Origin of the sequence: Salinicola peritrichatus, assembly GCF_003206715.1 — a bacterium.
Lineage (GTDB): Bacteria > Pseudomonadota > Gammaproteobacteria > Pseudomonadales > Halomonadaceae > Salinicola > Salinicola peritrichatus.
Genome location: NZ_PZJU01000051.1, coordinates 1 through 20,823 on the forward strand (window position 1 = coordinate 1; position 20,823 = coordinate 20,823).

20 protein-coding genes are annotated in these 20,823 nt (G+C 65.0%); 9 read left to right on the forward strand and 11 right to left on the reverse strand.

What is annotated here, in order from left to right; all coding sequences use genetic code 11:
- Nucleotides 1–220: 220 nt before the first annotated feature.
- From DOM57_RS17410 to DOM57_RS17420, 3 genes are all read right to left on the reverse strand, one after another.
- Entirely contained in the window at nt 221–988 is a 768-nt protein-coding gene (locus tag DOM57_RS17410) for a slipin family protein (RefSeq protein WP_110650483.1), read from the reverse strand.
- Nucleotides 989–1,057: 69 nt separating this feature from the next.
- Nucleotides 1,058–2,437 carry an NfeD family protein gene (locus tag DOM57_RS17415; protein WP_239496302.1) on the reverse strand — a complete coding sequence of 460 codons (1,380 nt, stop codon included), beginning with the start codon at nt 2,435–2,437 and terminating at the stop codon, nt 1,058–1,060.
- 155 nt (nt 2,438–2,592) lie between these two features.
- Nucleotides 2,593–3,291, reverse strand: a complete 699-nt coding sequence (locus DOM57_RS17420) for a haloacid dehalogenase type II (protein WP_110650455.1) — start codon at nt 3,289–3,291, stop codon at nt 2,593–2,595.
- Between the two features lie 116 nt (nt 3,292–3,407).
- Here DOM57_RS17420 and DOM57_RS17425 point away from each other — a divergent pair, with 116 nt between their 5' ends.
- Complete coding sequence (locus DOM57_RS17425) at nt 3,408–4,385, forward strand: GlxA family transcriptional regulator (RefSeq protein ID WP_110650456.1); 978 nt, start codon at nt 3,408–3,410, stop codon at nt 4,383–4,385.
- Nucleotides 4,386–4,461: 76 nt separating this feature from the next.
- Here DOM57_RS17425 and DOM57_RS17430 read toward each other — a convergent pair whose 3' ends face one another.
- From DOM57_RS17430 to DOM57_RS17445, 4 genes are all read right to left on the reverse strand, one after another.
- A complete protein-coding gene (locus DOM57_RS17430; protein ID WP_110650484.1) occupies nt 4,462–4,947 on the reverse strand; it encodes a thioesterase family protein in 486 nt (161 codons plus the stop codon).
- Nucleotides 4,948–4,964: 17 nt separating this feature from the next.
- Nucleotides 4,965–5,936, reverse strand: coding sequence for an L-carnitine dehydrogenase (locus DOM57_RS17435; protein WP_110650457.1), 972 nt, complete (start codon nt 5,934–5,936; stop codon nt 4,965–4,967).
- An 82-nt stretch (nt 5,937–6,018) separates the two neighbouring features.
- Nucleotides 6,019–6,900 (reverse strand): beta-keto acid cleavage family enzyme, encoded by an 882-nt coding sequence (locus DOM57_RS17440; RefSeq protein ID WP_110650458.1) that lies wholly within the window; start codon nt 6,898–6,900, stop codon nt 6,019–6,021.
- A gap of 196 nt (nt 6,901–7,096) precedes the next feature.
- Complete coding sequence (locus tag DOM57_RS17445) at nt 7,097–8,644, reverse strand: succinate CoA transferase (protein ID WP_110650459.1); 1,548 nt, start codon at nt 8,642–8,644, stop codon at nt 7,097–7,099.
- 199 nt (nt 8,645–8,843) lie between these two features.
- Between DOM57_RS17445 and DOM57_RS17450 the strand changes: the two genes are divergently transcribed.
- Together DOM57_RS17450 and argC are read left to right on the forward strand one after the other, a co-directional pair.
- Nucleotides 8,844–10,064, forward strand: coding sequence for a pyridoxal phosphate-dependent aminotransferase (locus tag DOM57_RS17450; protein ID WP_110650460.1), 1,221 nt, complete (start codon nt 8,844–8,846; stop codon nt 10,062–10,064).
- Nucleotides 10,065–10,114: 50 nt separating this feature from the next.
- Nucleotides 10,115–11,092 carry an N-acetyl-gamma-glutamyl-phosphate reductase gene (gene argC, locus DOM57_RS17455; protein ID WP_110650461.1) on the forward strand — a complete coding sequence of 326 codons (978 nt, stop codon included), beginning with the start codon at nt 10,115–10,117 and terminating at the stop codon, nt 11,090–11,092.
- 46 nt (nt 11,093–11,138) lie between these two features.
- Here the strand turns inward: argC and DOM57_RS17460 are convergent, their stop codons facing one another.
- Both DOM57_RS17460 and DOM57_RS17465 read right to left on the reverse strand, forming a co-directional pair.
- Complete coding sequence (locus tag DOM57_RS17460; protein WP_110650462.1) at nt 11,139–11,645, reverse strand: cupin domain-containing protein; 507 nt, start codon at nt 11,643–11,645, stop codon at nt 11,139–11,141.
- Between the two features lie 33 nt (nt 11,646–11,678).
- Nucleotides 11,679–12,905: an MFS transporter gene (locus tag DOM57_RS17465; protein WP_162619578.1), complete on the reverse strand. Its 1,227-nt coding sequence runs from the start codon at nt 12,903–12,905 to the stop codon at nt 11,679–11,681.
- A 171-nt stretch (nt 12,906–13,076) separates the two neighbouring features.
- On the opposite strand from DOM57_RS17465, the gene gcvA reads away from it, so the two are divergent.
- The 3 genes from gcvA to fucP all read left to right on the forward strand — a co-directional run bounded on the left by gcvA (nt 13,077) and on the right by fucP (nt 16,504).
- Nucleotides 13,077–13,991: a transcriptional regulator GcvA gene (gcvA, locus tag DOM57_RS17470; protein WP_162619579.1), complete on the forward strand. Its 915-nt coding sequence runs from the start codon at nt 13,077–13,079 to the stop codon at nt 13,989–13,991.
- Between the two features lie 88 nt (nt 13,992–14,079).
- Entirely contained in the window at nt 14,080–14,964 is an 885-nt protein-coding gene (locus DOM57_RS17475) for an NAD(P)-dependent oxidoreductase (RefSeq protein ID WP_110650465.1), read from the forward strand.
- A 244-nt stretch (nt 14,965–15,208) separates the two neighbouring features.
- Nucleotides 15,209–16,504 (forward strand): L-fucose:H+ symporter permease, encoded by a 1,296-nt coding sequence (gene fucP, locus DOM57_RS17480; RefSeq protein WP_110650466.1) that lies wholly within the window; start codon nt 15,209–15,211, stop codon nt 16,502–16,504.
- A 65-nt stretch (nt 16,505–16,569) separates the two neighbouring features.
- Here the strand turns inward: fucP and DOM57_RS17485 are convergent, their stop codons facing one another.
- Both DOM57_RS17485 and DOM57_RS17490 read right to left on the reverse strand, forming a co-directional pair.
- Nucleotides 16,570–16,914, reverse strand: a complete 345-nt coding sequence (locus tag DOM57_RS17485; protein WP_110650467.1) for a RidA family protein — start codon at nt 16,912–16,914, stop codon at nt 16,570–16,572.
- A 95-nt stretch (nt 16,915–17,009) separates the two neighbouring features.
- Complete coding sequence (locus DOM57_RS17490) at nt 17,010–17,918, reverse strand: LysR family transcriptional regulator (RefSeq protein ID WP_162619580.1); 909 nt, start codon at nt 17,916–17,918, stop codon at nt 17,010–17,012.
- Between the two features lie 94 nt (nt 17,919–18,012).
- Between DOM57_RS17490 and DOM57_RS17495 the strand changes: the two genes are divergently transcribed.
- Genes DOM57_RS17495 through DOM57_RS17505 form a run of 3 tightly spaced genes read left to right on the forward strand, consistent with a single transcriptional unit; the run spans nt 18,013 to nt 20,823 of the window.
- Nucleotides 18,013–19,131 carry an NAD(P)/FAD-dependent oxidoreductase gene (locus DOM57_RS17495; RefSeq protein ID WP_110650469.1) on the forward strand — a complete coding sequence of 373 codons (1,119 nt, stop codon included), beginning with the start codon at nt 18,013–18,015 and terminating at the stop codon, nt 19,129–19,131.
- Nucleotides 19,112–19,423 carry a (2Fe-2S)-binding protein gene (locus DOM57_RS17500; RefSeq protein ID WP_110650470.1) on the forward strand — a complete coding sequence of 104 codons (312 nt, stop codon included), beginning with the start codon at nt 19,112–19,114 and terminating at the stop codon, nt 19,421–19,423. Before DOM57_RS17495 ends, DOM57_RS17500 begins: the two co-directional genes overlap by 20 nt.
- Nucleotides 19,420–20,823: an FAD/NAD(P)-dependent oxidoreductase gene (locus DOM57_RS17505; RefSeq protein ID WP_110650471.1), complete on the forward strand. Its 1,404-nt coding sequence runs from the start codon at nt 19,420–19,422 to the stop codon at nt 20,821–20,823. The genes DOM57_RS17500 and DOM57_RS17505 overlap by 4 nt, the downstream gene beginning before the upstream one ends.

A 20,823-nucleotide genomic window follows, 5' to 3' on the forward strand; every position in this document is an offset into this window, starting at 1 on the left:
TATGCAGTGTTTCCTGAGTGTGCCTCAAAGAATACACGCTCGCGCCACGGCACGGATGCCCCCGGGAAAGATTCGGCCGGGAGCCTCTGATTAACTGCTGCGCTCGATAGCTTGAACGCTGGCGGTGCTCAGAATCCTCATTTAACACCGTGTAAACTCCGGTTCTTGCGCTCCGGCAGCGACCAATCTCTCATCGCTCGCGACGTTAATCAGAGGCTCCCTAGTCGGACCCAGTGCTCCCCTTGAAACCGTTCATCGCCTTGAACGCTTCCATGATGTCCATCGGCAGCGGGAACACGATGGTCGAGGCGTTCTTGTTGCTCATGTCGCTCATGGTCTGCAGGTAGCGCAACTGCAGTGCCGCCGAGTTCCGCGACATGATATCGGCGGCTTCGACCAGCTTCTCGGCCGCCTGCTGCTCGCCCTCGGCATGGATCACCTTGGCCCGGCGCTCGCGTTCGGCTTCGGCCTGGCGGGCGATGGCACGGATCATGCTTTCGTCGAGGTCGACGTGCTTGATCTCGACATTGGCGACCTTGATTCCCCAGGCCTCGGTCTGGGCATCGATGATCTCCTGGATGTCGTCGTTGAGCTTGTCGCGCTCGGAGAGCATCTCGTCGAGATCGTGCTTGCCCAGCACCGAGCGCAGTGTGGTCTGCGCCAGTTGGCTGGTGGCGTTGACGAAATGCTCGACCTGGATGATCGCCTTCTGCGGATCGACCACCCGGAAGTAGAGCACGGCGTTGACCCGCACGGTGACGTTGTCCTGCGAGATCACGTCCTGCTCCGGCACATCCATGGTGATCACGCGCAGGTCCACCACCTCCATCTTCTGCACCACCGGGATGAGGAAGAACAACCCCGGCCCTTTCACGTTCTGGAAGCGTCCGAGGAAGAACACCACCCCACGGCGGTATTCCGGCAGGATACGAATCGACGCGAACAGTAGCAGCACCAGCACCACGATAGGTATGAGATAGGCGAACATGGCGTCGTCTCCCTTGAGTCGAAAGATGAGTATCGAAATGAGTTTGGCGCGCATCGTCGGGTGGCGACGTCATGCGCGCGGCGGTGAATCCTTCTCTGGCGTCACCGTGACCACGAGTCCGTCGAGCCTCTCCACGCGCAGCGATGCGCCCCGCTGGATCGGTGATTCGCTGCGCGCCTGCCAGCGTTCCCCGTGCAGTTGCACCTTGCCCCGCCCGGCGACGAAATCGGTCAGCGCCACCGCGTGGGCACCGATCAACTCCTCGCGTCCCGCCTGCGGCATACGCCGGCGCACGCCGATCAGGCGCACCACGCACCATAGCAGGAAGCCGGCGGCGACCAGCGCGGTACCGCCGATCAGCGGCCAGGTCACGGCACTATTGGCGCCATCCATCAACAGGATCGAGCCGAACACGAAGGCGGCGATGCCACCGACGCCGAGAGCCCCGAAGCTGGGCACGAACGCCTCGCCGACGATCATCGCCAACCCCAGCAGAACCAGCCCCAACCCGGCCAGATCGATCGACAGCACCTGGAACGCGAACAGCCCCAGCAGCAGGCTGATACCGCCGATCACGCCGGGTATGAGCGTGCCGGGACTGGCCAGCTCGAACACCAGGCCATAGAAGCCGATCAGCAACAGTCCATAGGCGACGGTCGGGTTGGCGATGACCGACAGCAGCGAGGTTCGCCAGTCCGGCGCCTCGCGCACCAGGGTCAGATCCGAGGTCGCCAGCCGCCGCGCGCCGTTTTCGAGCCTCACCTCGCGGCCATCCAATTGCACGAGCAGGGCGTCGAGATCGCCGGCCACGATATCGACGACGTTGCGTTCCAGGGCGTCTTCGGCGCTCAGGTTGGCCGCCTCGCGCACCGCCTGCTCGGCCCAGTCCGCGTTGCGCCCGTGACGCTCGGCGTACCCTCGGATCGTGGCGACGGCGTCCTCGACGATCTTGCGCCGCATGGCATCCCCATTGGCATCGCCCCCGCCCCCGCCGCCGCCCAGCGTCACCGGCGTCGCCGAGCCGAGATGCGTACCCGGCGCCATCGCCGCCACCGGACTGGCATAGAGCAGATAGGTGCCGGCGCTGGCCGCCCGCGCGCCGCTCGGGGTGACATAGGTCACCACCGGCACGCTGGCCGCCAGGATCGATTGCGCCAGCCGGCGCATCGACTCGACCTGGCCACCGGGCGTATCGAGTTCGATGATCACCAGTTCGGCATTCATCGTCTCCGCCTCCTGGATGCCGCGCTCGATGTAATCCCGCGTCGCGGGATTGATGCTGTCGTCGAGCGTCAACACCAGCGCCCGTGGCGTCGCCGCAGACTGTGCCAACGCCGCGACGGCCGCCAGCATGCCCAGCAGCAGACAGGTCAACCGGCAGAGACGCCAGCGACCCGGAGGGATTCGAGACCACCCAAGACCGAGTTCCATGCCTGCAGCGTAGTGCATGGGGAAAGATTCCCCTCATTAACTACCTCGATCGAATCAGGGCAGCTTAGACCAAAGTCTTATTCCTAAGACCAACGTCGCATAGACCAAAGTGCTAACCTTTCTGGCTTCGTTGCGGACGGGCCGGCACGCTGAGGGCATACGGGGCATCGGCGTCAGAGCTTGCCTTCTCGCTTGAGCGTGGTCTGGAACTGTACCGCCAGGGCCTCGAGATCCGGCGCCATCTTGTTGGGCGGGTCGCCCCAGGGCTCGAACAGCGTCGTGGGATCACGCTGGATCCAGGCCGCGCGCAGGCCCGCGTGGCGCGCACCGACGATGTCGAAGCGGTTGCAGGAGATCAGCCAGGTGCTGTCGGGACGACTGTGAGTGCGTTGGCGCAGGTGCGCGTAGACCACCGCATCGGGTTTGAACCGACGCACCTCCTCGACGCTGATGATGTCCTCGAACGAGGCTGTCAGCCCAGCGTGGTCGAACAGCGCCTCCACGCTCTGCCGGCTGTCGTTCGAAAACGCCACACAGCGCATCCCCAGCCCCCGGAAACGTTCGAGGGCACCCGCGACATCGTCGAACGCCGGCAGCCGGCGATAGGTAGCCATCAGGCTCTGCTTGAACTCTTCACCCAGGCGCGTGCCCCGCTCCTGGTCGACCAGGTCGAGCGCCTCACGCTTGATCTGCAGGAAATCGACATAGGCGCCCATGAGACTGCGCCGGAACGCAAACTCATATTGCTTGTCGCGCCAGCGGTTGACGAATGCCACGGCATCCTGCCCGATACGGGACTTGAGCGAGGTCACTACACCTCGGGTATCGACCAGGGTCCCGTACACGTCGAATGCGAGTACCGGTGTTTGCATGCCAAATCCTTGGTGAACATGTGTCGGCTTGCACTTTTTCGCCAGTATGACCCTATGAATCCGGCCGAATTCCGAGAAAAATCATTGTTTTATTTTGTTATGCGGGAGTAACGCAAATGCGCTCCGATTACTCCGGCCCGATCCCCGAGCCGGTGGGCTTCCTGCTGATACCGCGCTTCTCGATGATGGCTTTCTTTTCCGCCGTGGAGCCGCTGCGGATCGCCAATCGTCTCGCCGGCCAGGCGCTCTATCGCTGGACCCTGATCAGCGAGGACGGGACTCCCGTCACCGCCAGCAACGACATGACTCTGCTGGTGGACTGCGATCTCGCCAGCGCCCCCTCGCTACCGACCGTTGCCGTCTGTGCCGGCTTCGAACCCGAACGTCATCTGTCGCGTCGCCTGACCCAATGGCTGCATCGCCGGGCCAACGAAGGCTGTCTGCTGGGCGGCATCGACACCGGGCCACTGCTGCTCGCCGAGATCGGGCTGCTCGAGGGGCATCGGTTGACGCTGCACTGGGAAAGCCTGCCCGCCTTCCGCGAGCGTTTTCCGCGGCTCGAAGCGGTCGAGTCGCTGTTCGAGATCGACGCCCGGCGCTTCACCTGCGCTGGCGGCGCGGCGGCGATGGACATGACCCTGAGCATGATCGCCCAGCGCCATGGCCAGGCACTTGCCGAAGATGTTTCCGAACAGTTGATTCACGCCCGCCTGCGACCGCGTCAGGATCATCAGCGCCTGCCGCTGGCCAAGCGCCTGGGAACGCACCGGCGCCCATTGGTGGATGCCGTGGACCTGATGGAACGCCACCTCGAACAACCGTTGCCGATCGCCGAACTCGCCGAGCGCATCGGTCTGTCGCTACGCCAGTTGCAGCGTCTGTTTGTGGGGGAATTGGGCAAACGCCCGCGGGACTATTACCTCGAACTGCGCCTCGACCGCGCCAGGCACCTGCTCGAAGAGACGGAACGCGACGTTCTCAGCATCGGCCTGGCCTGCGGCTTCGGCTCATCTTCGAGTTTTTCCCGCGCCTACCGCCAGCATTACGGCCATTCACCCAGTGCGACGCGCCGTCGAGGCAACGATATCCTCTGAAGATCGAAAGGGACCCCGCACCCTAGGGAAACACTGNNGCGCTCCGTGCGCCTGGCGCTTCATCCTGCTCGCCGATTTATTCAGCATTTCCCTCGCGACGAATACCGATGCGCCGCCCGGCGCCGCTCGGCCACTCGTCCCCCGCGCGGGGTAGCGATTCGACCGCTGTCGCGACCGGCTCGGGGAACGGCGCCGGCCGGCCGCTGGCGACGTCGATGCCCATCAGCATCTGCTCGCTGGTCGCGAGCGTGTCGCCATCGGCGTTGCGCAAGGTGAAGAAGACATGCAGTCGCTTGGCGTCGCTGTCGAGCAGCGTGAGATTCACCGTCAGCGCCTCGCCGCGATGGGCTTCCTGGCGATAGCAGAGATGCGTCTCGAGCGTATAGATCGTATAGCCATGCTCGGCACGGCCGGCCTCGTCGAGTCCGATACGCTCCATCAGCGCCTCCACCGCCAGCGAGAACACGCGAGCGTATTCGGCGTCGTTCATATGGCCGTTGTAATCGACCCAGGCATCCAGCACCCGGGTCTTGAACAGCGGTCCGGTCGTCGTCTCGCTCATCGGATGCGCCTCGTTCATCAGATTCGCCCCTGGAGCCCTTCGGCTTCCGGCCAGTATTTACGCGTCAGTTCGAGCAACTCGGTAAGGAAGGCATCGCGCCGGGTCTCCAGCTCGGCGACGCTGCGCCCGGCGGCCTGGCGCTCGCAGCCGTCGGCGACCCGCTCGATCAGTTCGTCGGTCAGCTCCGGCGCTTCCAGCTTGGTCCACGGCAGTTTCAGCGCCGGGCCGAACTGATGCAGCATGTGGCGCATGCCGCCCTCGCCACCGGCCAGATGGAAGGTCAGGAAGGTGCCCATCAGCGACCAGCGCAGGCCGGCGCCGTAGACCACCGCGGCATCGATCTCCTCGGTGGTGGCGACGCCGTCGTTGACCAGATGCAACGCCTCGCGCCACAGCGCTTCCATCAGGCGGTCGGCGATATGCCCCTCGATCTCCCGGCGGACCACCAGCGGGCGCATGCCCAGCGCGGCGTACTGCGCCCGGGCGCGCTCGATGACCACCGGCGCGGTGTGCTCGCCGCCCACCAGCTCCACCAGCGGCAGCAGATAGACCGGGTTGAACGGGTGCGCGACGATCACCCGGCCCGGCGCCCGCTGGCAGGCCGATTGCAGATCGCTGGGTTTGATGCCGGAGGTGGACGAGCCGATCACCACACCGGGGTCCGCCAGCGCGTCGAGCTGGCTCAACACGTCGTGCTTGAGTGCCAGCCGCTCGGGGACGTTCTCCTGGATCAGCTCGGCGCCCTCGACGGCGGCTTGCAGCGAATCGACGAAGTTCAGCGCGTCGGGGTCGGCGCCCGTGGCCAGGCCGAGGCGTTCCAGCGCCGGCCAGGCGCGTTCGACGAAGGCACGGGTGCGCTCGGGCGCGGTCGGGTCGGGGTCGAACGCCGTGACACGGCAGCCGGCGGCCAGGGCGCGGGCGATCCAGCCGTTGCCGATCACGCCGGTGCCGATCACGGCGATATGACGGGGAAGTTCGGGTGCACTCATGAGAGTTCTCGAAAGACGGAAAATGGGACCGCCGTCAGGGTCCGGCGGTCATTCGGCGACAAATCCCGGCGGGAATCCTGGATCAGGGCTGACGCAGCGAGAGCGTCTCGCGGGTCTGGCCCGGCGTCTGAACCTTGCCACCGAGGTTCTCGACGATGGTGGCGGCGCGCTCGACCAACTGGGCATTGCTGGCGAAAACGCCCTTGCTCAGATAGAGGTTGTCCTCCAGGCCGACGCGCACATGGCCACCGAGCAGCACCGACTGCGCCACCATCGGGAACTGCTGGCGTCCGATGCCGAAGGCGGACCACACGGCGTTGTGCGGCAGCTTGTTGCGCATCGCCAGCATGGTCTCGGTGTCGGCTTCCGCGCCCCAGGGAATGCCCAGGCAGAGCTGGAACAGCGGATCGCCGTCGATCAGCCCTTCGTCGACGAGCTGGCGCGCGAACCAGACATGGCCGAGGTCGAAGCACTCGAGTTCCGGCTTGACCCCGGCCTGCTGGATCAGGCGTGCGTGCTCGCGCAGCCAGTCGGCACTATTGAGGTAGATCATGTCGCCGAAGTTGAGGCTGCCGCAGTCGAGCGTGCACATCTCCGGCAACAGTTCGCCGACCGGCTGGTGGCGCTCGGCGGGGGTCTGCAGATCGGTGCCCTCTCGGCCGTGGATGGCGCCGTCGCGAATTTCGGGGTACAGATCGCCGCCGCCACCGGCGGTGATGTTGATCACCGCATCGACATCGGAGTCGCGAATGCGCTCCACCACCTCGCGGAAGTGATCGACCGAGTGGCTGATGCCGCCGGTTTCCGGGTCGCGCACGTGCAGGTGGACGATGCTGGCACCGGCGCGGGCGGCGTCCAGGGCACTGGCGGCGATCTGTTTGGGGGTGACCGGAAGATCCGGATGCTTGCCGGCGGTATCGCCGGCACCGGTCACGGCACAGGTCAGAATGACATCGCGGTTCATGGGGTTCTCCCGGCTTTCGCTCTCCGCCACCGGTGGTAGCGGGGGATGGATGGACGCGCCTGACACCGGCGCTGCGATGTCATTCATTGTGGTTGGACGCTCTCGCCACGATTTGACATGGCACGCCATGATCTTGACGTGTCACGACGAACGAATCCCGCCATGTGGCGGGATTCGTCGGGATGGTGGGCGATGTTCAGATGTCCGGCGTGAGTTCGGTCGCAGGTGCCGAAACGGCTTCGACAACGGCGCGCATCGAGCCGTCGCGCCGCGCGGTGGCGTGCCAGGCCAAGGCCCGTTCCAGGCAGTGCGGCGTATGCCCGCCACGGCTGCAGGCCTCTTCGAAGTAGGCCGCCAGCGCCGGGCGGTAGTAGGGATCGGCGCAATTCCCGATGATGCAGCGGGCACGCTCGCGGGGCGCCAGACCGCGCAGATCGGCCAGGCCGTGTTCGGTGACCACGATATCGACATCGTGCTCGGTGTGGTCGACGTGGCTGGCGAAGGGCACCACGCTCGACAGGTCGCCATCCTTGGCCGTCGCGGTGGTGATGAAGATCGACAGCTGGCCGTTGCGGGCGAAGTCCCCCGAGCCACCGATGCCGTTCATCATGTGGGTGCCGTTGACGTGGGTCGAGTTGACGTTGCCGTAGATGTCGATCTCCAGCGCGGTGTTGATCGCGATCACCCCCAGCCGGCGCACGATGCCGGGATGGTTGGAGAGCTCCTGCGGGCGCAGCACGATACGATCCTTGTAGCGTTCGAGGTGGTTCCACACGCGCTGGCCGCAGCTCGACGAGAGCGTGATGGAGCTGCCGGAAGCGAATGTCATCTTGCCGCTGTCGAGCAGATCGAAGGTGCTGTCCTGCAGCACTTCGGAGTACATCGTCAGTCCTTCGAAGGGCCCTTCCATCAGGCCGTGCATGACGGCATTGGCCATGCTGCCGATACCGGCCTGCAGCGGCAGCAGCGAGGGCGTCAGCCTTTCCTCGCGCACCTCGTTCTCGAAGAACTCGATCAGATGCCCGGCAATGCGCCGCGTGGCGTCGTTGGGCGGGTTCACGGTCGAGGGACTGTCGTGGCCGTGGGTCAGCACGATGGCGGCGATCTTGTCCGGATCGAGCGGAATATGGGGCGTGCCGATGCGCGAATCCGGTGCGGTCACCGGGATCGGCTGGCGGTTGGGGCGCATGCCGGGAATGTAAATGTCGTGCAGCCCGATCATCGCCTCCGGCGTGGCCAGGTTGAGCTCGACGATCACCTTGTCGGCGAGGATCGCGAAACTGGCGGAGTTGCCGACCGAAGCCGTCGGCACGATGCCGCCGTCGGCGGTGATCGCGGCGGCCTCGATCACGGCGACGTCCAGCTTGCCGAGCTGCTTGTTGCGCAGCAGCTCCACGGTTTCCGACAAATGCTGGTCGGTGAACATCACCTCGCCCGCGTTGATCGCGGCGCGCAGGCTGCGGTCGACCTGGAACGGCATGCGCCGTGCCAGTACGTGGGCATCGCTCAAGATGCCATCGATATCGTTGCCGAGCGAGGCACCGGTCATCAGGGTGATCTTGAGCGGATCGCGCTCGGCGCGCCGGGCCAGCGCCAGCGGCACTTCCTTGGCTTCCCCGGCGCGGGTGAAGCCGCTCATGCCGACGACCATGCCGTCATCGATCAGGGCGGCCGCCGCGTCGGCACTCATCATTCGGTCGCGCCAGTTGGGTAACTGGCAGCGCTGGTCTGCAAGCTCGGTCATACGGTCCTCGTTGTTGTCACGCGCGGCATCGCCGCCTTCGACGTTCGTCTTATTCCATCCTCCGCCGTTCGCGCACGATCACCTATAAAACTTTAGTTGAACGCGGCCGCCGACTTCGCATCGCATCGGACGTCCTGTTCGCCAAGTCGGCGAACCGTTAGGCTGCAAGGATATCTTCATTCGCTGCCACGGAACCGCCATGCACTACTCCGCCCTGACACAGCGTATCGCCGGCGAAGGCGCCAGCGCCTGGAACATCCATTTCCGCGCCAAGGCGCGCGAGGCTCGCGGCGATGACGTCATCATCCTGTCGGTGGGCGATCCCGATTTCGACACGCCGGCGCCGATCGTCGAGGCCGCCGTCGCCAGCCTGCGCGGTGGCGCCACCCATTACGCCGAGGTCCAGGGCAAGCGGGCGCTGCGCGAGCGAATCGCCGACTTTCATCGCGAACACGGCGGGCATGCCGCGACCACGGCGGACAACGTCGCCGTGCTCGCCGGCGCCCAGTGCGGGCTGTATGCCGCCATGCAGTGCCTGGTCGATCCGGGCGACGAGGTGATCGTCCCCGAACCCGCCTACGTCACCTACGAGGCGGCGATTCAGGCCACCGGGGCGACACCCGTTTGGGTGCCGCTGCCGGCCGCTGAAGATTTTCAACCGCGAATGACGGACCTGGAAGCGGCGATCACCCCACGAACCCGCGCCATGCTGATCAACAGCCCTCACAACCCGACCGGCCAATGTCTCGATGACACGCGCTGGCAAGCGATCGCCGATCTCTGCCGGCGGTACGATCTGTGGCTGATCGTGGACGCGGTCTATGCCGACCTGATCTTCGATGGCAAGCACTCGAGTCCCGATGCGCTGACGGGAATGCGCCAGCGCACGGTAGTGATCAGCAGTCTGTCGAAGTCCCACGCCATGACCGGCTGGCGGCTCGGCTGGGTGATCGGCCCCCAAGATTTGATGACCCATCTGGTCAATCTGGCGCTGTGCATGCTCTACGGCAGCCCGCCATTCATTCAGGATGCCGCCATCGCCGCGCTCAGCGAGCCGCCGCAAGCGTTGGCCGGGATGCGCGACGAGTATCGTCAGCGCCGGGACAGCGTACTCGAGGCACTGGCGGACAGTGAACTGGTGACGGCGCTCTCACCGGCAGCCGGGATGTTCATGATGATCGACATCCGCGCGAGCGGGCTGAGCGCCAACGCCTTCGCCAATCGCCTGCTCGACGACCATGACGTCTCGGTGTTGGCGGGGGACGCCTTCGGCGCCTCCGCCAGCGGTTTCGTGCGCCTGAGCCTGACCGTGGACGCCGAGCGCCTGCGCGAGGCCTGCCGGCGAATCGAGCGCTGCGCCCGGCAGTGCCGGGAAGAATCCCGGCTGACGGCCAGACCGCTCAATGGCATGACAAGCTGAGCCGAAATCCGCACAATATCGCGACTGGTCAACGGCAGGACACAGCGCTCATGGCATTCAAGAACTCATTCAAGGTCTATGTCGATGGACAGGAAGGCACCACCGGCCTGCGCCTGTTCGACTATCTCAAGGCACGCAGCGATATCGAGCTGCTGCGCATCGACAGCGACAAGCGCAAGGACCCGGCCGAGCGCGCACGCCTGCTGAACGCCGCCGACGTCGCCTTCCTGTGCCTGCCGGACGCGGCCTCCCGCGAAGCGGCGGCAATGGTCGAGAACCCGGAAACGTGCCTGATCGACGCCAGCACCGCTTTCCGCACCGCCGAAGACTGGGTCTATGGCCTGCCGGAACTCGATCGCGACCAGCGCGCCAAGATCCGGGCCAGCAAGCGCATCGCCAACGTCGGCTGTCACGCCAGCGCCTTCATCCTGCTGGTACGCCCGCTGGTGGATGCCGGATTGCTGCCGCCGGACTATCCGCTCTCCGCCTTTTCCCTGACCGGCTACAGCGGTGGCGGCAAGAAGATGATCGCCGACTACGAGGCCGCTATCGAGGGCAAGCCCAACAGCGAAGGCCGGCTGAGCGCGCCGCGCCCCTACGCCATGGGGCTGAACCACAAGCATCTGCCGGAGATGCAGCAGCATGGCCGCCTGGCCCGGCCGCCGGTTTTCTCGCCGATCGTCGGTCCCTTCTTGAAGGGACTGACGGTCAGCGTGCCGTTGCATCTCTCTCATCTCGGAACGGACGTGCGGGCGGAGGATTTGCTCGAAGCCTATCGCGCGCATTACATCGACGAACCGTTCGTGCAGGTCCGCCCATTCGAGGCTCTCGATAACCTGGACAACGGCTTCTTCGACGTTCAGGCCTGCAACGGCACCAATCGCGTCGACCTGTTCGTGTTCGGCAACGCGGAGCAGGTCTGTCTGGTGTCGCGGCTCGACAACCTCGGCAAGGGTGCCGCGGGTTCCGCCGTGCAGAACATGAACGTGCATCTGGGCATCGACGAAACCACCGGCCTCGGCGCCTGATTCCGCCGCCAGCCGCTCATCTCGCCCATCGACATCATGTCGTGGCTTATCGCCACAACGACAACAAGCTGCCGCCGACCGGATCGTCTTCCGGCATCGGCACCGCGGCGACCCGCGCCAGGGCGTGTTCGAGCCCGGCGGGGTCGCCCCGCTCCACCTCCCACTGTTGCCCCGGGGGATAGGCGCCAACCATGCAGAAACCGTCGCTGGCATCCAGGCAGGCGTGACCGACTCCGGCCGGCAGCACCAGCACGTCGCCAGCGGCGATGTCGTGCTCGCTCCCGTTGGGTCCACCGAGACGGATATGAGCGCGGCCGCGATATACGCCCAGCGCTTCATGGGCGGTGGAGTGGAAATGGTCGAAGTCGTAAAGACCGTAGCGCCATTGCGGCGGCCAGTGATGGCGTTCGAACAGGGTTTCGAAGCTTGCGGCCGGGTCGCCGGTGGTCGCGTCGATGAACCGACGATAGATCAGCACCGGCAACGGCGAGTTGGGAAAGCCGCTGGTCGCATCGGTGTCGACGCTGAGCGTTTCGGGGCCAGGTTCCGCCATGACATTCTCCTCGGTGAAAGTTCGCCACTCAGCTTAGATGGCCGACGCCGAGGTGCCAGTCGAGTCGTCCGCCAGCGGCAGGTTCCGCAATGCAAGCAGACTCAGCAGGGAGAATCCAATGATCGGCCACAGCGCCAGGCTTTCCCGCGCCAGCCATTGCGCCAGCCAGCCTCCGAGCATCGGCATCACGAAGGCCACGGTATAGCCCACGAACGACATGCCGGCGGTGAGCGAGGCAACATTCCCGCCACGTTCCAGACAAGGTGGCAACGCCATGATCAGGGTCAGCTCCAGTGTGATGCAGAACCCCGAGATCACTAGCATAAACAGCGCCGGCCAGCCGCTCAGCACCAGAAAGCCGATCAACCCCAATACACCAAGGGCGCCGCAGATTCCCAATGGAGAACGCCTGGCGATCCAGCGCCGGCCACGCCACAGCATCGTCAGCGACGCCGCCAAGGGGCTGGCGTTGTAGAAGAATAGCGCCAATGCCAGCAGCCCGGTCTCGTCACGTGCGCTCAGGATACTGCTCATGTAAGCATTGGTCGCCATGTAGAGTCCGATCGAGGCGGCCAACGGCACTCCCAGCAACCAGACACGCGGCGAGCGCCAGTGGCTCGAGCGTTGTGGAAGCGAACCTTCATCGTACTGCGCGTGAGCGGGTGCCGAGCGCAACCGCAGGATCAGTAGCCCGACGATCAGCAACGCCGGAATCGACCAGCAGAGCATGGCGAGACGCCAATCGCCGCCGGCCAGCACCAACACGACCGGCCGTGTCCCGCCGGCGCCGATCAGTTCGCCGACCGTCATGCCATTGAGATAGACCGTGCTGCCCAATGCCAGATGTTGAGGCGTCCAGTCGCGCAGCAGCGCCGGTAGCGTGACCTGCATCACGGCCAACCCCAGCCCCATCGCCACCGAAGCAGCGAACAGCAGCGGAGCCGACAGCGCCAGCCCCCGCAAGCCGGAACCAAGAGCCACGACCGTCAGCGCCACGATCAATGCCTGCAGGATGCCGATGCGCCGCGCGATACGCACCGCCAGCATCATGCTCAGGGCCAGCACGACATAAGGCACCGAGGTCAGCGCACCGACGGCGGCACTGCCCAGTGACAGCGCCTCGGCGATCTCGCCGGCCAGCGGTGGCGCGATCAGGATCGGCAGGCGCATATAGAGCCCGACCAGCCACAGCAGGACCAGGGCTCCCCAAGGTAGCGCTCGAGGCGAAGACGGCGATTGGGAAAGAGACGACTGGGCCATGACGATCCTGGGCTGACGCAGGTAGTAATACAAAATCGATGAGTGGATTTCATCGATTACGGCGTTAGGAAAAGTTGCTTTGGAGGGAATGTAGGCGTTATTGCATGCCGCGACAAAAGAAAGATATTGGTATATACGTGAATTATTCTCACTCATTGAATGAAACTCTCGATGCGCCACTTACCTCCGCTCAATGCTCTCAGAGCCTTCGAGGCAGCAGCTCGTCACCAGAGCTTTCAGCGCGCCTCGGACGAGCTCAACGTCACAGCCTCGGCGATCAGCCACCAGGTCCGTGCCCTGGAAGATATATTGCAGGTTAGGTTGTTCGTACGTCGTACCCGAGCCGTGGTGTTGACCGAAGCTGGCCGGCATCTGTTCGAGGGCGCCCGCGAAGGCCTGGATCGCATCAGTCTGGCCGTCTCCTCGATCCACCCCGATCCAGATTGTGAGGTATTGACGGTTTCTACCGTGCCGATCTTCGCCAGTGGCTGGCTGGTTCCGCGATTGACCGACTTTCAGTCTCGTCATTCCCGAATCCAGGTTCGCCTGGAGACGTCGGTCGATCTGATCGACTTCAGCACAGCGGACGTCGACGTCGCCATTCGTTATCTCTCCCAGCCACCGCCGGATACACTGGACGCTCGCTTCCTTTTCCACGAGCGTCTGACCGTGGTCTGTGCCCCAGACTGTGAAACTCAGCTATCCACCCCTCGGGATCTGGCCAAAGTTACCCATATCCAAACGCGACTACGGCCCGAGGGCTGGCGCACCTGGCTGGCTCCGCTGGGTCTAACACACCTGGATGACGGCAGCGGCCCGATGTTTGATAACGATAGCCTGGCGCTACAAGCAGTCATGAACGGGCTCGGCGCAGCTATCACACATCAGGAAATCGCCCACCCGCTGATCGCTGAGGGACGACTCGTAGAGCCGTTTGGCGACAGTCATGTGATCGGCCTGAGTTGCTACTGGGTCTGCCCACGTCAGCGCCGTGAGCTGCCCAAAGTAGCCGCCTTTCATGATTGGTTGCTGACCCAGCTCACCCGAGAGGGGCTTCTGGAGGGAAGCTCGCCGACACACCACTGAGTGCGCTGCTGTTCGACGGAAGCGGTATGGTCAAGCGTCGGCGGATGAACCAGAGTATTTGTCATACAAATCTGACGGAGCTTTCACGATGACACCGACCATTGCCTTGATCGCGCCTGGCGCCATGGGCGCCGCCCTCGGCCAGTGCCTGGTCGCCCATGGCCTGCGCGTGCTCACCTCACTCGACGGGCGCAGCGAAGCAAGCGTGATGCGGGCACGACAAGCCGGCATGCAAGCCACGGACATCGACGGCCTGATGCAGGCAGACCTGCTGCTCTCGGTGGTTCCGCCGGCAGAAGCCGAAGCCTTGGCTGAATCGCTGGCGCCCCATCTGGCCGCCAGCCCACGGCCGCCGATCTACTGCGATCTCAATGCGGTCAGCCCCACGACCCTGGCGCGGGTCGAAGCCCGCGTCCGCGCCGCCGGTGCCGAATTCGTCGACGGCGGCATCATCGGACCGCCGCCCTCCGCGAGCCGCTCGCCACGCATCTATGTAGCCGGCACTCAGGCTTCCAGGCTCGCCGTTCTCAACGATCACGGTCTCTCGGTAATCGCACTCGATGGCCCTTCCGGCAGTGCCTCTGCGCTCAAGATGTGCTTCGCCGGCATCAATAAAGGCATGACGGCGCTGACCACCATCATGCTGCTTGCGGCCGGTCGCAGCGGTGCCGGTGACGCGCTGCGCCAGGAGCTGGCGCAGAGCCTGCCGGAGGTCATTTCGCGTATCGACAGCGGTATCCCCGACATGCTGCCCAAGGCCTGGCGCTGGCACCCGGAAATGCGCGAGATCGCGGATTTCCTCGACGCCTGCGCGCCAGGGCACCACGATTCGGCGGGACGCCAGACGTTCGAGGGTTTCGCCGAGCTCTATGCGCAACTCGGCGACCCGGCGAGCCGGGAACCGCTCCAGCGGGTGCTCATGCCGCTGATCGATACCGGTAAGTCAACCTCGGCGGGCAACAGAACCCGTTGAGGAAATCACCGCCATCTTGCTCTCCCCTATCCTCGTCCTCCTCGACATAGGCTGCTGGCGTCGTACATAAGCGACGCCGCCATCATTACAGCGCTAATAGCAATCATTAGCTTTATCAGCTTGCTTACTGCATTATCAGGTTCCGAACCTTGGGTGACACGATTAACCCAGCTCATGCTCGAGCGGATCGCCGGCGGCTTTCGACGTTTCGCCGCAGGACAAGGAACCATTCAGGAAGGACAACATGCCCGACTCACAACGTCCGAACTACCGCAACGCGCTCGTCATCGTGACGACGATCTTCTTCATGTGGGGCTTCATCACCTGTCTCAATGACATTCTGATTCCCCATCTGAAGGCCGTCTTTTCGCTGAATTACACCCAGACGATGCTGATCCAGTTCACCTTCTTCGGCGCCTACTTCGTCATGTCGCTGCCGATGGGCAAGGTACTGGCCAAGGTGGGCTACAAGAACGCCATCAGCCTGGGGCTATTGATCGCCGCCGTCGGTGCGGTGTTGTTCTTTCCCGCCGCCAAGGCGCCTTCCTACCCGCTGTTTCTGGCAGCGCTGTTCGTGCTGGCCAGCGGCGTGACCCTGTTGCAGGTCGCCGCCAACCCCTATGTCAGCCTGCTGGGGCCGGAAGGCTCCGCCTCGAGCCGTCTCAATCTGGCCCAGGCCTTCAATTCTCTGGGTACCACGCTGGCGCCCTACTTCGGCGGCATGCTGATCCTCGGCGCGACCGTACTGGGGGCCAACGAACTGGCCGAAATGTCCGCCGCGGACCAGATCGCCTACAAGGCCCAGCAGGCCCAGAGCGTGCAGATCCCCTACCTGCTGCTGGCCGCCGTGCTGGCGGTCCTGGCGATCGTGATCTACCTGTGGCGCCTGCCCAACTTCAAGGAGCAGGCCCGTGACGACAGCCCCGGCGCGAAAGTGACCGCGGCCGAAGCGCTGCGCCATCCGCATGTGCTGTTCGGCGTCATCGGCATCTTCGCCTATGTCGGCGCCGAGGTATCGATCGGCAGCTTCATGATCAACTACATTTCGCTGCCGGAAATCGGCAACATGAGCGAGAGCAGTGCCTCCCGCTACGTGGCCTATTACTGGGGCGGGGCGATGATCGGTCGCTTCATCGGCTCCGCATTGATGCAGAAGATCCGTCCCAGCCTGCTGCTGGGTCTGTTCGCCATCGTTGCCGCCGTGCTGACGCTGGCCACCATGCTGACCGCCGGGCATGTCGCGATGTGGAGCATCGTCGCCATCGGGCTGTTCAACTCGATCATGTTCCCGACCATCTTCACCCTCGGCATCGCCAAGCTGGGGCCGCTGACCAGCAAGGCCTCGAGCCTGTTGATCATGGCCATCGTCGGCGGCGCCCTCATCCCGGTCGCCCAGGGCGCGATCGCCGATACCGTCGGCATCCATCACGCCTTCGTTCTGCCGCTATTGTGCTATCTGTTCATCGCCTTCTACGGCTTCCGCGGCTCACGGGTGATTCACCCGCACCCGGCCAGCGCCGCCGAACCGGCGACCCCCTGAGCGCCCACTCTGACAAACGAAAACGGCGAGTCCAGGACTCGCCGTTTTTCATGCGCGTGACCCGGTCACTGCTTGACCGCGGTCACCACGATCTCGATCAGTGTACCTTCGCCCAGGTCCCCTGCGCCGATGGTGGCTCGTGCCGGCAGGGCATCGCCGAACCACTCGGTCCATACCGCATTCATCTCTTTTTTCAGCCCGAGGTCGGCGACGAAGACGTTGGCCGAAACCACCTGGGAACGGCTGGAACCGGCGGACTCCAGATAGCCGTCGAGCTTCTCCAGCACTTGACGTGTCTGCCCCGCCATGTCCAGCGACATGTCATCGGCGGCGATACCGCCGAAGAACAGCATGCCGTTGGCTTCCACGACACGGTGCATGATGGGAGTCTTGAGGTAACGCTTGATCATGGCAGGCTCTCCTGTTTGGAAAGCGCCAAAACTATCAGCGGTCGTCTATCACCGATAATGCCAATCGCTGCGTCGACCATGCCGCGATGTTATGGTCATGCCCCCAACCCGAGCCTCTCCAGGCGGCGCTGAAAGACCGCGCGGAACGACTGGGCCAGTTGCGACAGCGGCTGGTCGCGGGAGGTCAGCAGCGAGAAATCCTCGCCCAGGTCGCAGGTCAACGGTTTCAGCACCAGGCCGTTCTCGCCCAGCGAGACCGCGCTGATCGGATCGAGAATGGCCAGGCCCAGGCCATGCGAGACGAGACGTGTCGCCTGCAGCGCCAGCGAGACTTCGATCCGTTGACGCGGCCTCGCGCCGATGCTCTCCAGGCGGCGATCCAGCTCCATGCGCAGCGGATCGTGACGCTCGAAGCAGATCAGGGTCTGCTCGTGCAGGTCCTCGATGGCGATACGCTCACGCCCGGCGAGCGCGTGGTCGGCCGCCATGGCGCAGAGACTCGGCAGCCGGTAACGCACCTGATCCACGCGCTCCTCGTGCTCCGCCACGATGGCAAAGCCCAGGTCGCAGCGCTGCGTCATGACCTCTTCGACCACCTGTTCCGAACGGAAGGTGGTCAACTCGATGTCGACATCGGGATGTTCGGGAACGAAACCGGCCAGGACGTCGGGCAGGAAGGTCATGCCCAGCAACGGCATGGCGCTGATCCGCAGGCCACCGACCTCGCGCTCGCGAATCCGCCGGGCGGTGTCGCGCAAATGGTCGATGCCGCGCCATACGCTGACCACCTCGCGATGGAACAGCCGGGCTTCCGGGGTCGGCGTCAGCCGCCCGCGCACGCGCTCGAACAGAGCGAAACCGAGGTCATGCTCCAACTGCTTGAGCAATCGGGTGACGCCGGGCTGGGCGGTCTGCATGCGCTGCGCCGCGGCAGTGACGGTGCCACACTCCATCACCCATTTGAAAGCGAGAATCTGACGGTCGCGAAGCTGAGGAGCACGCATAACAAATCGATATCGGATAGCCATGAATTGGTATTGGATAGTATAAGCCGAGAGTCGCTATCGTCGCCCAGAGTCATCGAGATCGGACGACAGGATGCGGCAGGATTTCTTCATCGTTGGCGGTGGCGTGGTCGGCACGGCACTGGCCTATGGCCTCGCTCGCGAGGGTCAGCGCGTCACGCTGCTCGACGCCGACGACAATGCGCTGCGGGCATCACGGGGCAACGCCGGCCTGACCTGGGTGCAGGGCAAGGGCATGGGCATGCCGCGCTATGCGGAGCTGAGCCTGGACTCGGTCGAGGCGTGGCCGGCCTTTGCCGCGGAACTGCATCGGCGCACGGGAATCGATCTCGAATACGAGCAGCACGGCGGCGTCGACCTGTGTCTCGACGCCGAGGAAGCGTACGCGCGCCAGGCGGAATATCGCGAGCTACAAGCCTCCTCCGAGCGGCTGCGCCGTGAGTTCCGCTGGGAATATCTTGAGCGCGACGCGCTGCTGCCGTTGCTGCCCGGCCTGGGCGATAGCGTACCCGGCGGTACCTGGTCGCCCCACGACGGCCACTGCAATCCACTGTTCCTGCTGCGGGCTTTGTATGCCGCTTGCCGGGATCTCGGCGTCGACATTCGCCACGCCGCGCCGGTCGATAGGCTGAGCAAAACCGCTTCGGGATTTAGCGCCAACTTGCGTAACGACCGGGTCGAAGCCGAACGCTGCATCATCGCCGCCGGTCTCGGTGCCCGGCAGCTCGCCCCTCAACTGGGTCTGTCCGGGGACGTCTTTCCCCTGCGCGGGCAGATGCTGATCACCGAACGCCTGCCCCGGGTGAACCAGTTGCCGACACCGCAGATCCGCCAGACCGCGACCGGCGGCTACCTGATCGGCGACACCCATGAACGAGCCGGTCATGACAAGGGCGTCACCCTGCCGATGATGCAGACGCTGGCCGACAAGGCGGTGCGGATCTTCCCCTTCCTGCGCTCGGCCCGGCTGGTGCGGGCATGGGGCGCGCTGCGGGTGATGACCGCCGATGGCTACCCGCTCTACGAGCGTTCGACGACTTGCCCCGGTGCCTACAACGTCAACTGCCATAGCGGTATCACCTTGGCGGCGTTCCATGCCGATACGCTGGCGCGCGCGATCCTGGACGACCGCCTGCACACGCAATTCCCCCAGTTTTCGGGAGCACGATTCCATGTTCCAGCGACTCCCTGACGCATCCGCCATGGAAGTCACCGTCTGGCTGGACGGCGAGCCCACCCGTGTCGGCGCCACGCTGAGTGTCGCCGCCGCCGTGCTCCAGCGGCGCGGCTGGGAGAACTTCCGGCGTCATCACGACGCCACCATGCGGGCGCCGCTGTGCATGATGGGCGTGTGCCACGAGTGCCTGATCACCATCGATGGCATGCCCAACCGACAGGGCTGCCTGGAGCGGGTCAAGGAAGGCATGCGCATCGAGACGCAGACCGCGGCGCTGCTCTCCGATCCCGTGGAGTGGAACGCATGAACGCCACGACATCGACTACTGTCACGACGCAGGTCGCCGAGGTCGCCATCGTCGGCGCCGGCCCCGCCGGACTGGCCGCCGCCACCCGCCTCGCGCAGGCTGGCATCACACCGGTGGTGTTCGATCTCAATGCCTCGCCGGGCGGCCAGATCTATCGGCAAGTCGAGGCCCCGCAAGCCGGAGCCCGAATCACCGGCGCCGACTACCGCCGAGGCCGGCGACTGGTCGAGGCGTTCCGCCAGGCGGAGATCGACTATCGCCCCGACAGCCGGGTGTGGTGGGTCCAGCGCTCGGATACGGGCTTCAGCCTGGGCGTGCTGCGTGACGGTGTCTCCCGGACCTGGCAGGTCCGGTATTTGATGCTTTGCCACGGCGCCATGGAACGTCCCTTCCCTTTCCCCGGCTGGCAACTACCGGGGGTAATGAATGCCGGCGCTGCCCAGATCCTGCTCAAACAGGGCGGACTGGTGCCGGACGGCCCCCCGGTGCTCGCCGGCAGTGGGCCACTGCTCTATCTGCTCGGCTGGCAGTATCTCCAGGCGGGTCATCCGCCGGCTTGCATCCTTGACCTGACACCGCGTCGACAGTGGTGGCTGCCGCTGCGCCACCCGCGCCGGACCTGGCATGCACGCGGCTATCTGGCCAAGGGGCTGCGGATGATGAGCATGCTGAAGCGCGCCGGCATCGCCATCGAACGCGACGTCGATGCACTCGAGGCGGTGGGAAAGACTTCGCTGGAAGCGGTCCGTTATCGCCAACGCGGCCACTGGAGAGAGCGCCCGGCGACATTGCTGTTGAGCCATGCCGGCATCATGCCGGAAACGCAACTGACCCGCGCGCTCGAGTTGCCGCATCGCTGGAACGCGGCTCAGCGGAGCTTCGCTCCGTTACGCGGCGAGACCCTGGCCGCCAGCGATGGATTGTGGATCGTCGGCGACGCCGCCGCCATCGGTGGCGCGGCCAACGCCGTTCGCGAGGGCACGCTGGCCGCCCTGGCGCTTCTGGCGGCACGGCGCAGCCATGCCGCCGAGGGCGAGCGCGAGTCCCTGCGCCGCGCTCGTGCACGCGACTTGCAGGCACGCCGGTTGCTGGACGAGATGTTCCGTCCGCCACTGGATATCGCCGCACTTCCCGGGGAAACGCTGATCTGTCGCTGTGAAAACCTGTCCCGGGACGCCCTGGAACGAGCCATCGTTCAGGGCGCCCGGGGGCCGAACCAGCTCAAGGCCTTCACCCGTTGCGGCATGGGGCCCTGCCAGGGCCGCCAGTGCGGCGTCAATGCCTCGCTGCTGCTCGCCCATTGCCTTGGCCGCTCGCCGGATCAGGTCGGTTACTGGCAGGTGCGTCCACCGCTCCAGACCATAACCCTCGGCGAACTCGCGACGCCGAACACGACGTAG

What these genes read in the sequence shown, in the direction of transcription:
- DOM57_RS17410 (WP_110650483.1), bottom strand. Translation starts at nt 988, where the DNA reads ATGTTCGCCTATCTCATACCTATCGTGGTGCTGGTGCTGCTACTGTTC.
- DOM57_RS17415 (WP_239496302.1), bottom strand. Translation starts at nt 2,437, where the DNA reads ATGCACTACGCTGCAGGCATGGAACTCGGTCTTGGGTGGTCTCGAATC.
- DOM57_RS17420 (WP_110650455.1), bottom strand. Translation starts at nt 3,291, where the DNA reads ATGCAAACACCGGTACTCGCATTCGACGTGTACGGGACCCTGGTCGAT.
- DOM57_RS17425 (WP_110650456.1), top strand. Translation starts at nt 3,408, where the DNA reads ATGCGCTCCGATTACTCCGGCCCGATCCCCGAGCCGGTGGGCTTCCTG.
- DOM57_RS17430 (WP_110650484.1), bottom strand. Translation starts at nt 4,947, where the DNA reads ATGAGCGAGACGACGACCGGACCGCTGTTCAAGACCCGGGTGCTGGAT.
- DOM57_RS17435 (WP_110650457.1), bottom strand. Translation starts at nt 5,936, where the DNA reads ATGAGTGCACCCGAACTTCCCCGTCATATCGCCGTGATCGGCACCGGC.
- DOM57_RS17440 (WP_110650458.1), bottom strand. Translation starts at nt 6,900, where the DNA reads ATGAACCGCGATGTCATTCTGACCTGTGCCGTGACCGGTGCCGGCGAT.
- DOM57_RS17445 (WP_110650459.1), bottom strand. Translation starts at nt 8,644, where the DNA reads ATGACCGAGCTTGCAGACCAGCGCTGCCAGTTACCCAACTGGCGCGAC.
- DOM57_RS17450 (WP_110650460.1), top strand. Translation starts at nt 8,844, where the DNA reads ATGCACTACTCCGCCCTGACACAGCGTATCGCCGGCGAAGGCGCCAGC.
- argC (WP_110650461.1), top strand. Translation starts at nt 10,115, where the DNA reads ATGGCATTCAAGAACTCATTCAAGGTCTATGTCGATGGACAGGAAGGC.
- DOM57_RS17460 (WP_110650462.1), bottom strand. Translation starts at nt 11,645, where the DNA reads ATGGCGGAACCTGGCCCCGAAACGCTCAGCGTCGACACCGATGCGACC.
- DOM57_RS17465 (WP_162619578.1), bottom strand. Translation starts at nt 12,905, where the DNA reads ATGGCCCAGTCGTCTCTTTCCCAATCGCCGTCTTCGCCTCGAGCGCTA.
- gcvA (WP_162619579.1), top strand. Translation starts at nt 13,077, where the DNA reads ATGCGCCACTTACCTCCGCTCAATGCTCTCAGAGCCTTCGAGGCAGCA.
- DOM57_RS17475 (WP_110650465.1), top strand. Translation starts at nt 14,080, where the DNA reads ATGACACCGACCATTGCCTTGATCGCGCCTGGCGCCATGGGCGCCGCC.
- fucP (WP_110650466.1), top strand. Translation starts at nt 15,209, where the DNA reads ATGCCCGACTCACAACGTCCGAACTACCGCAACGCGCTCGTCATCGTG.
- DOM57_RS17485 (WP_110650467.1), bottom strand. Translation starts at nt 16,914, where the DNA reads ATGATCAAGCGTTACCTCAAGACTCCCATCATGCACCGTGTCGTGGAA.
- DOM57_RS17490 (WP_162619580.1), bottom strand. Translation starts at nt 17,918, where the DNA reads ATGCGTGCTCCTCAGCTTCGCGACCGTCAGATTCTCGCTTTCAAATGG.
- DOM57_RS17495 (WP_110650469.1), top strand. Translation starts at nt 18,013, where the DNA reads ATGCGGCAGGATTTCTTCATCGTTGGCGGTGGCGTGGTCGGCACGGCA.
- DOM57_RS17500 (WP_110650470.1), top strand. Translation starts at nt 19,112, where the DNA reads ATGTTCCAGCGACTCCCTGACGCATCCGCCATGGAAGTCACCGTCTGG.
- DOM57_RS17505 (WP_110650471.1), top strand. Translation starts at nt 19,420, where the DNA reads ATGAACGCCACGACATCGACTACTGTCACGACGCAGGTCGCCGAGGTC.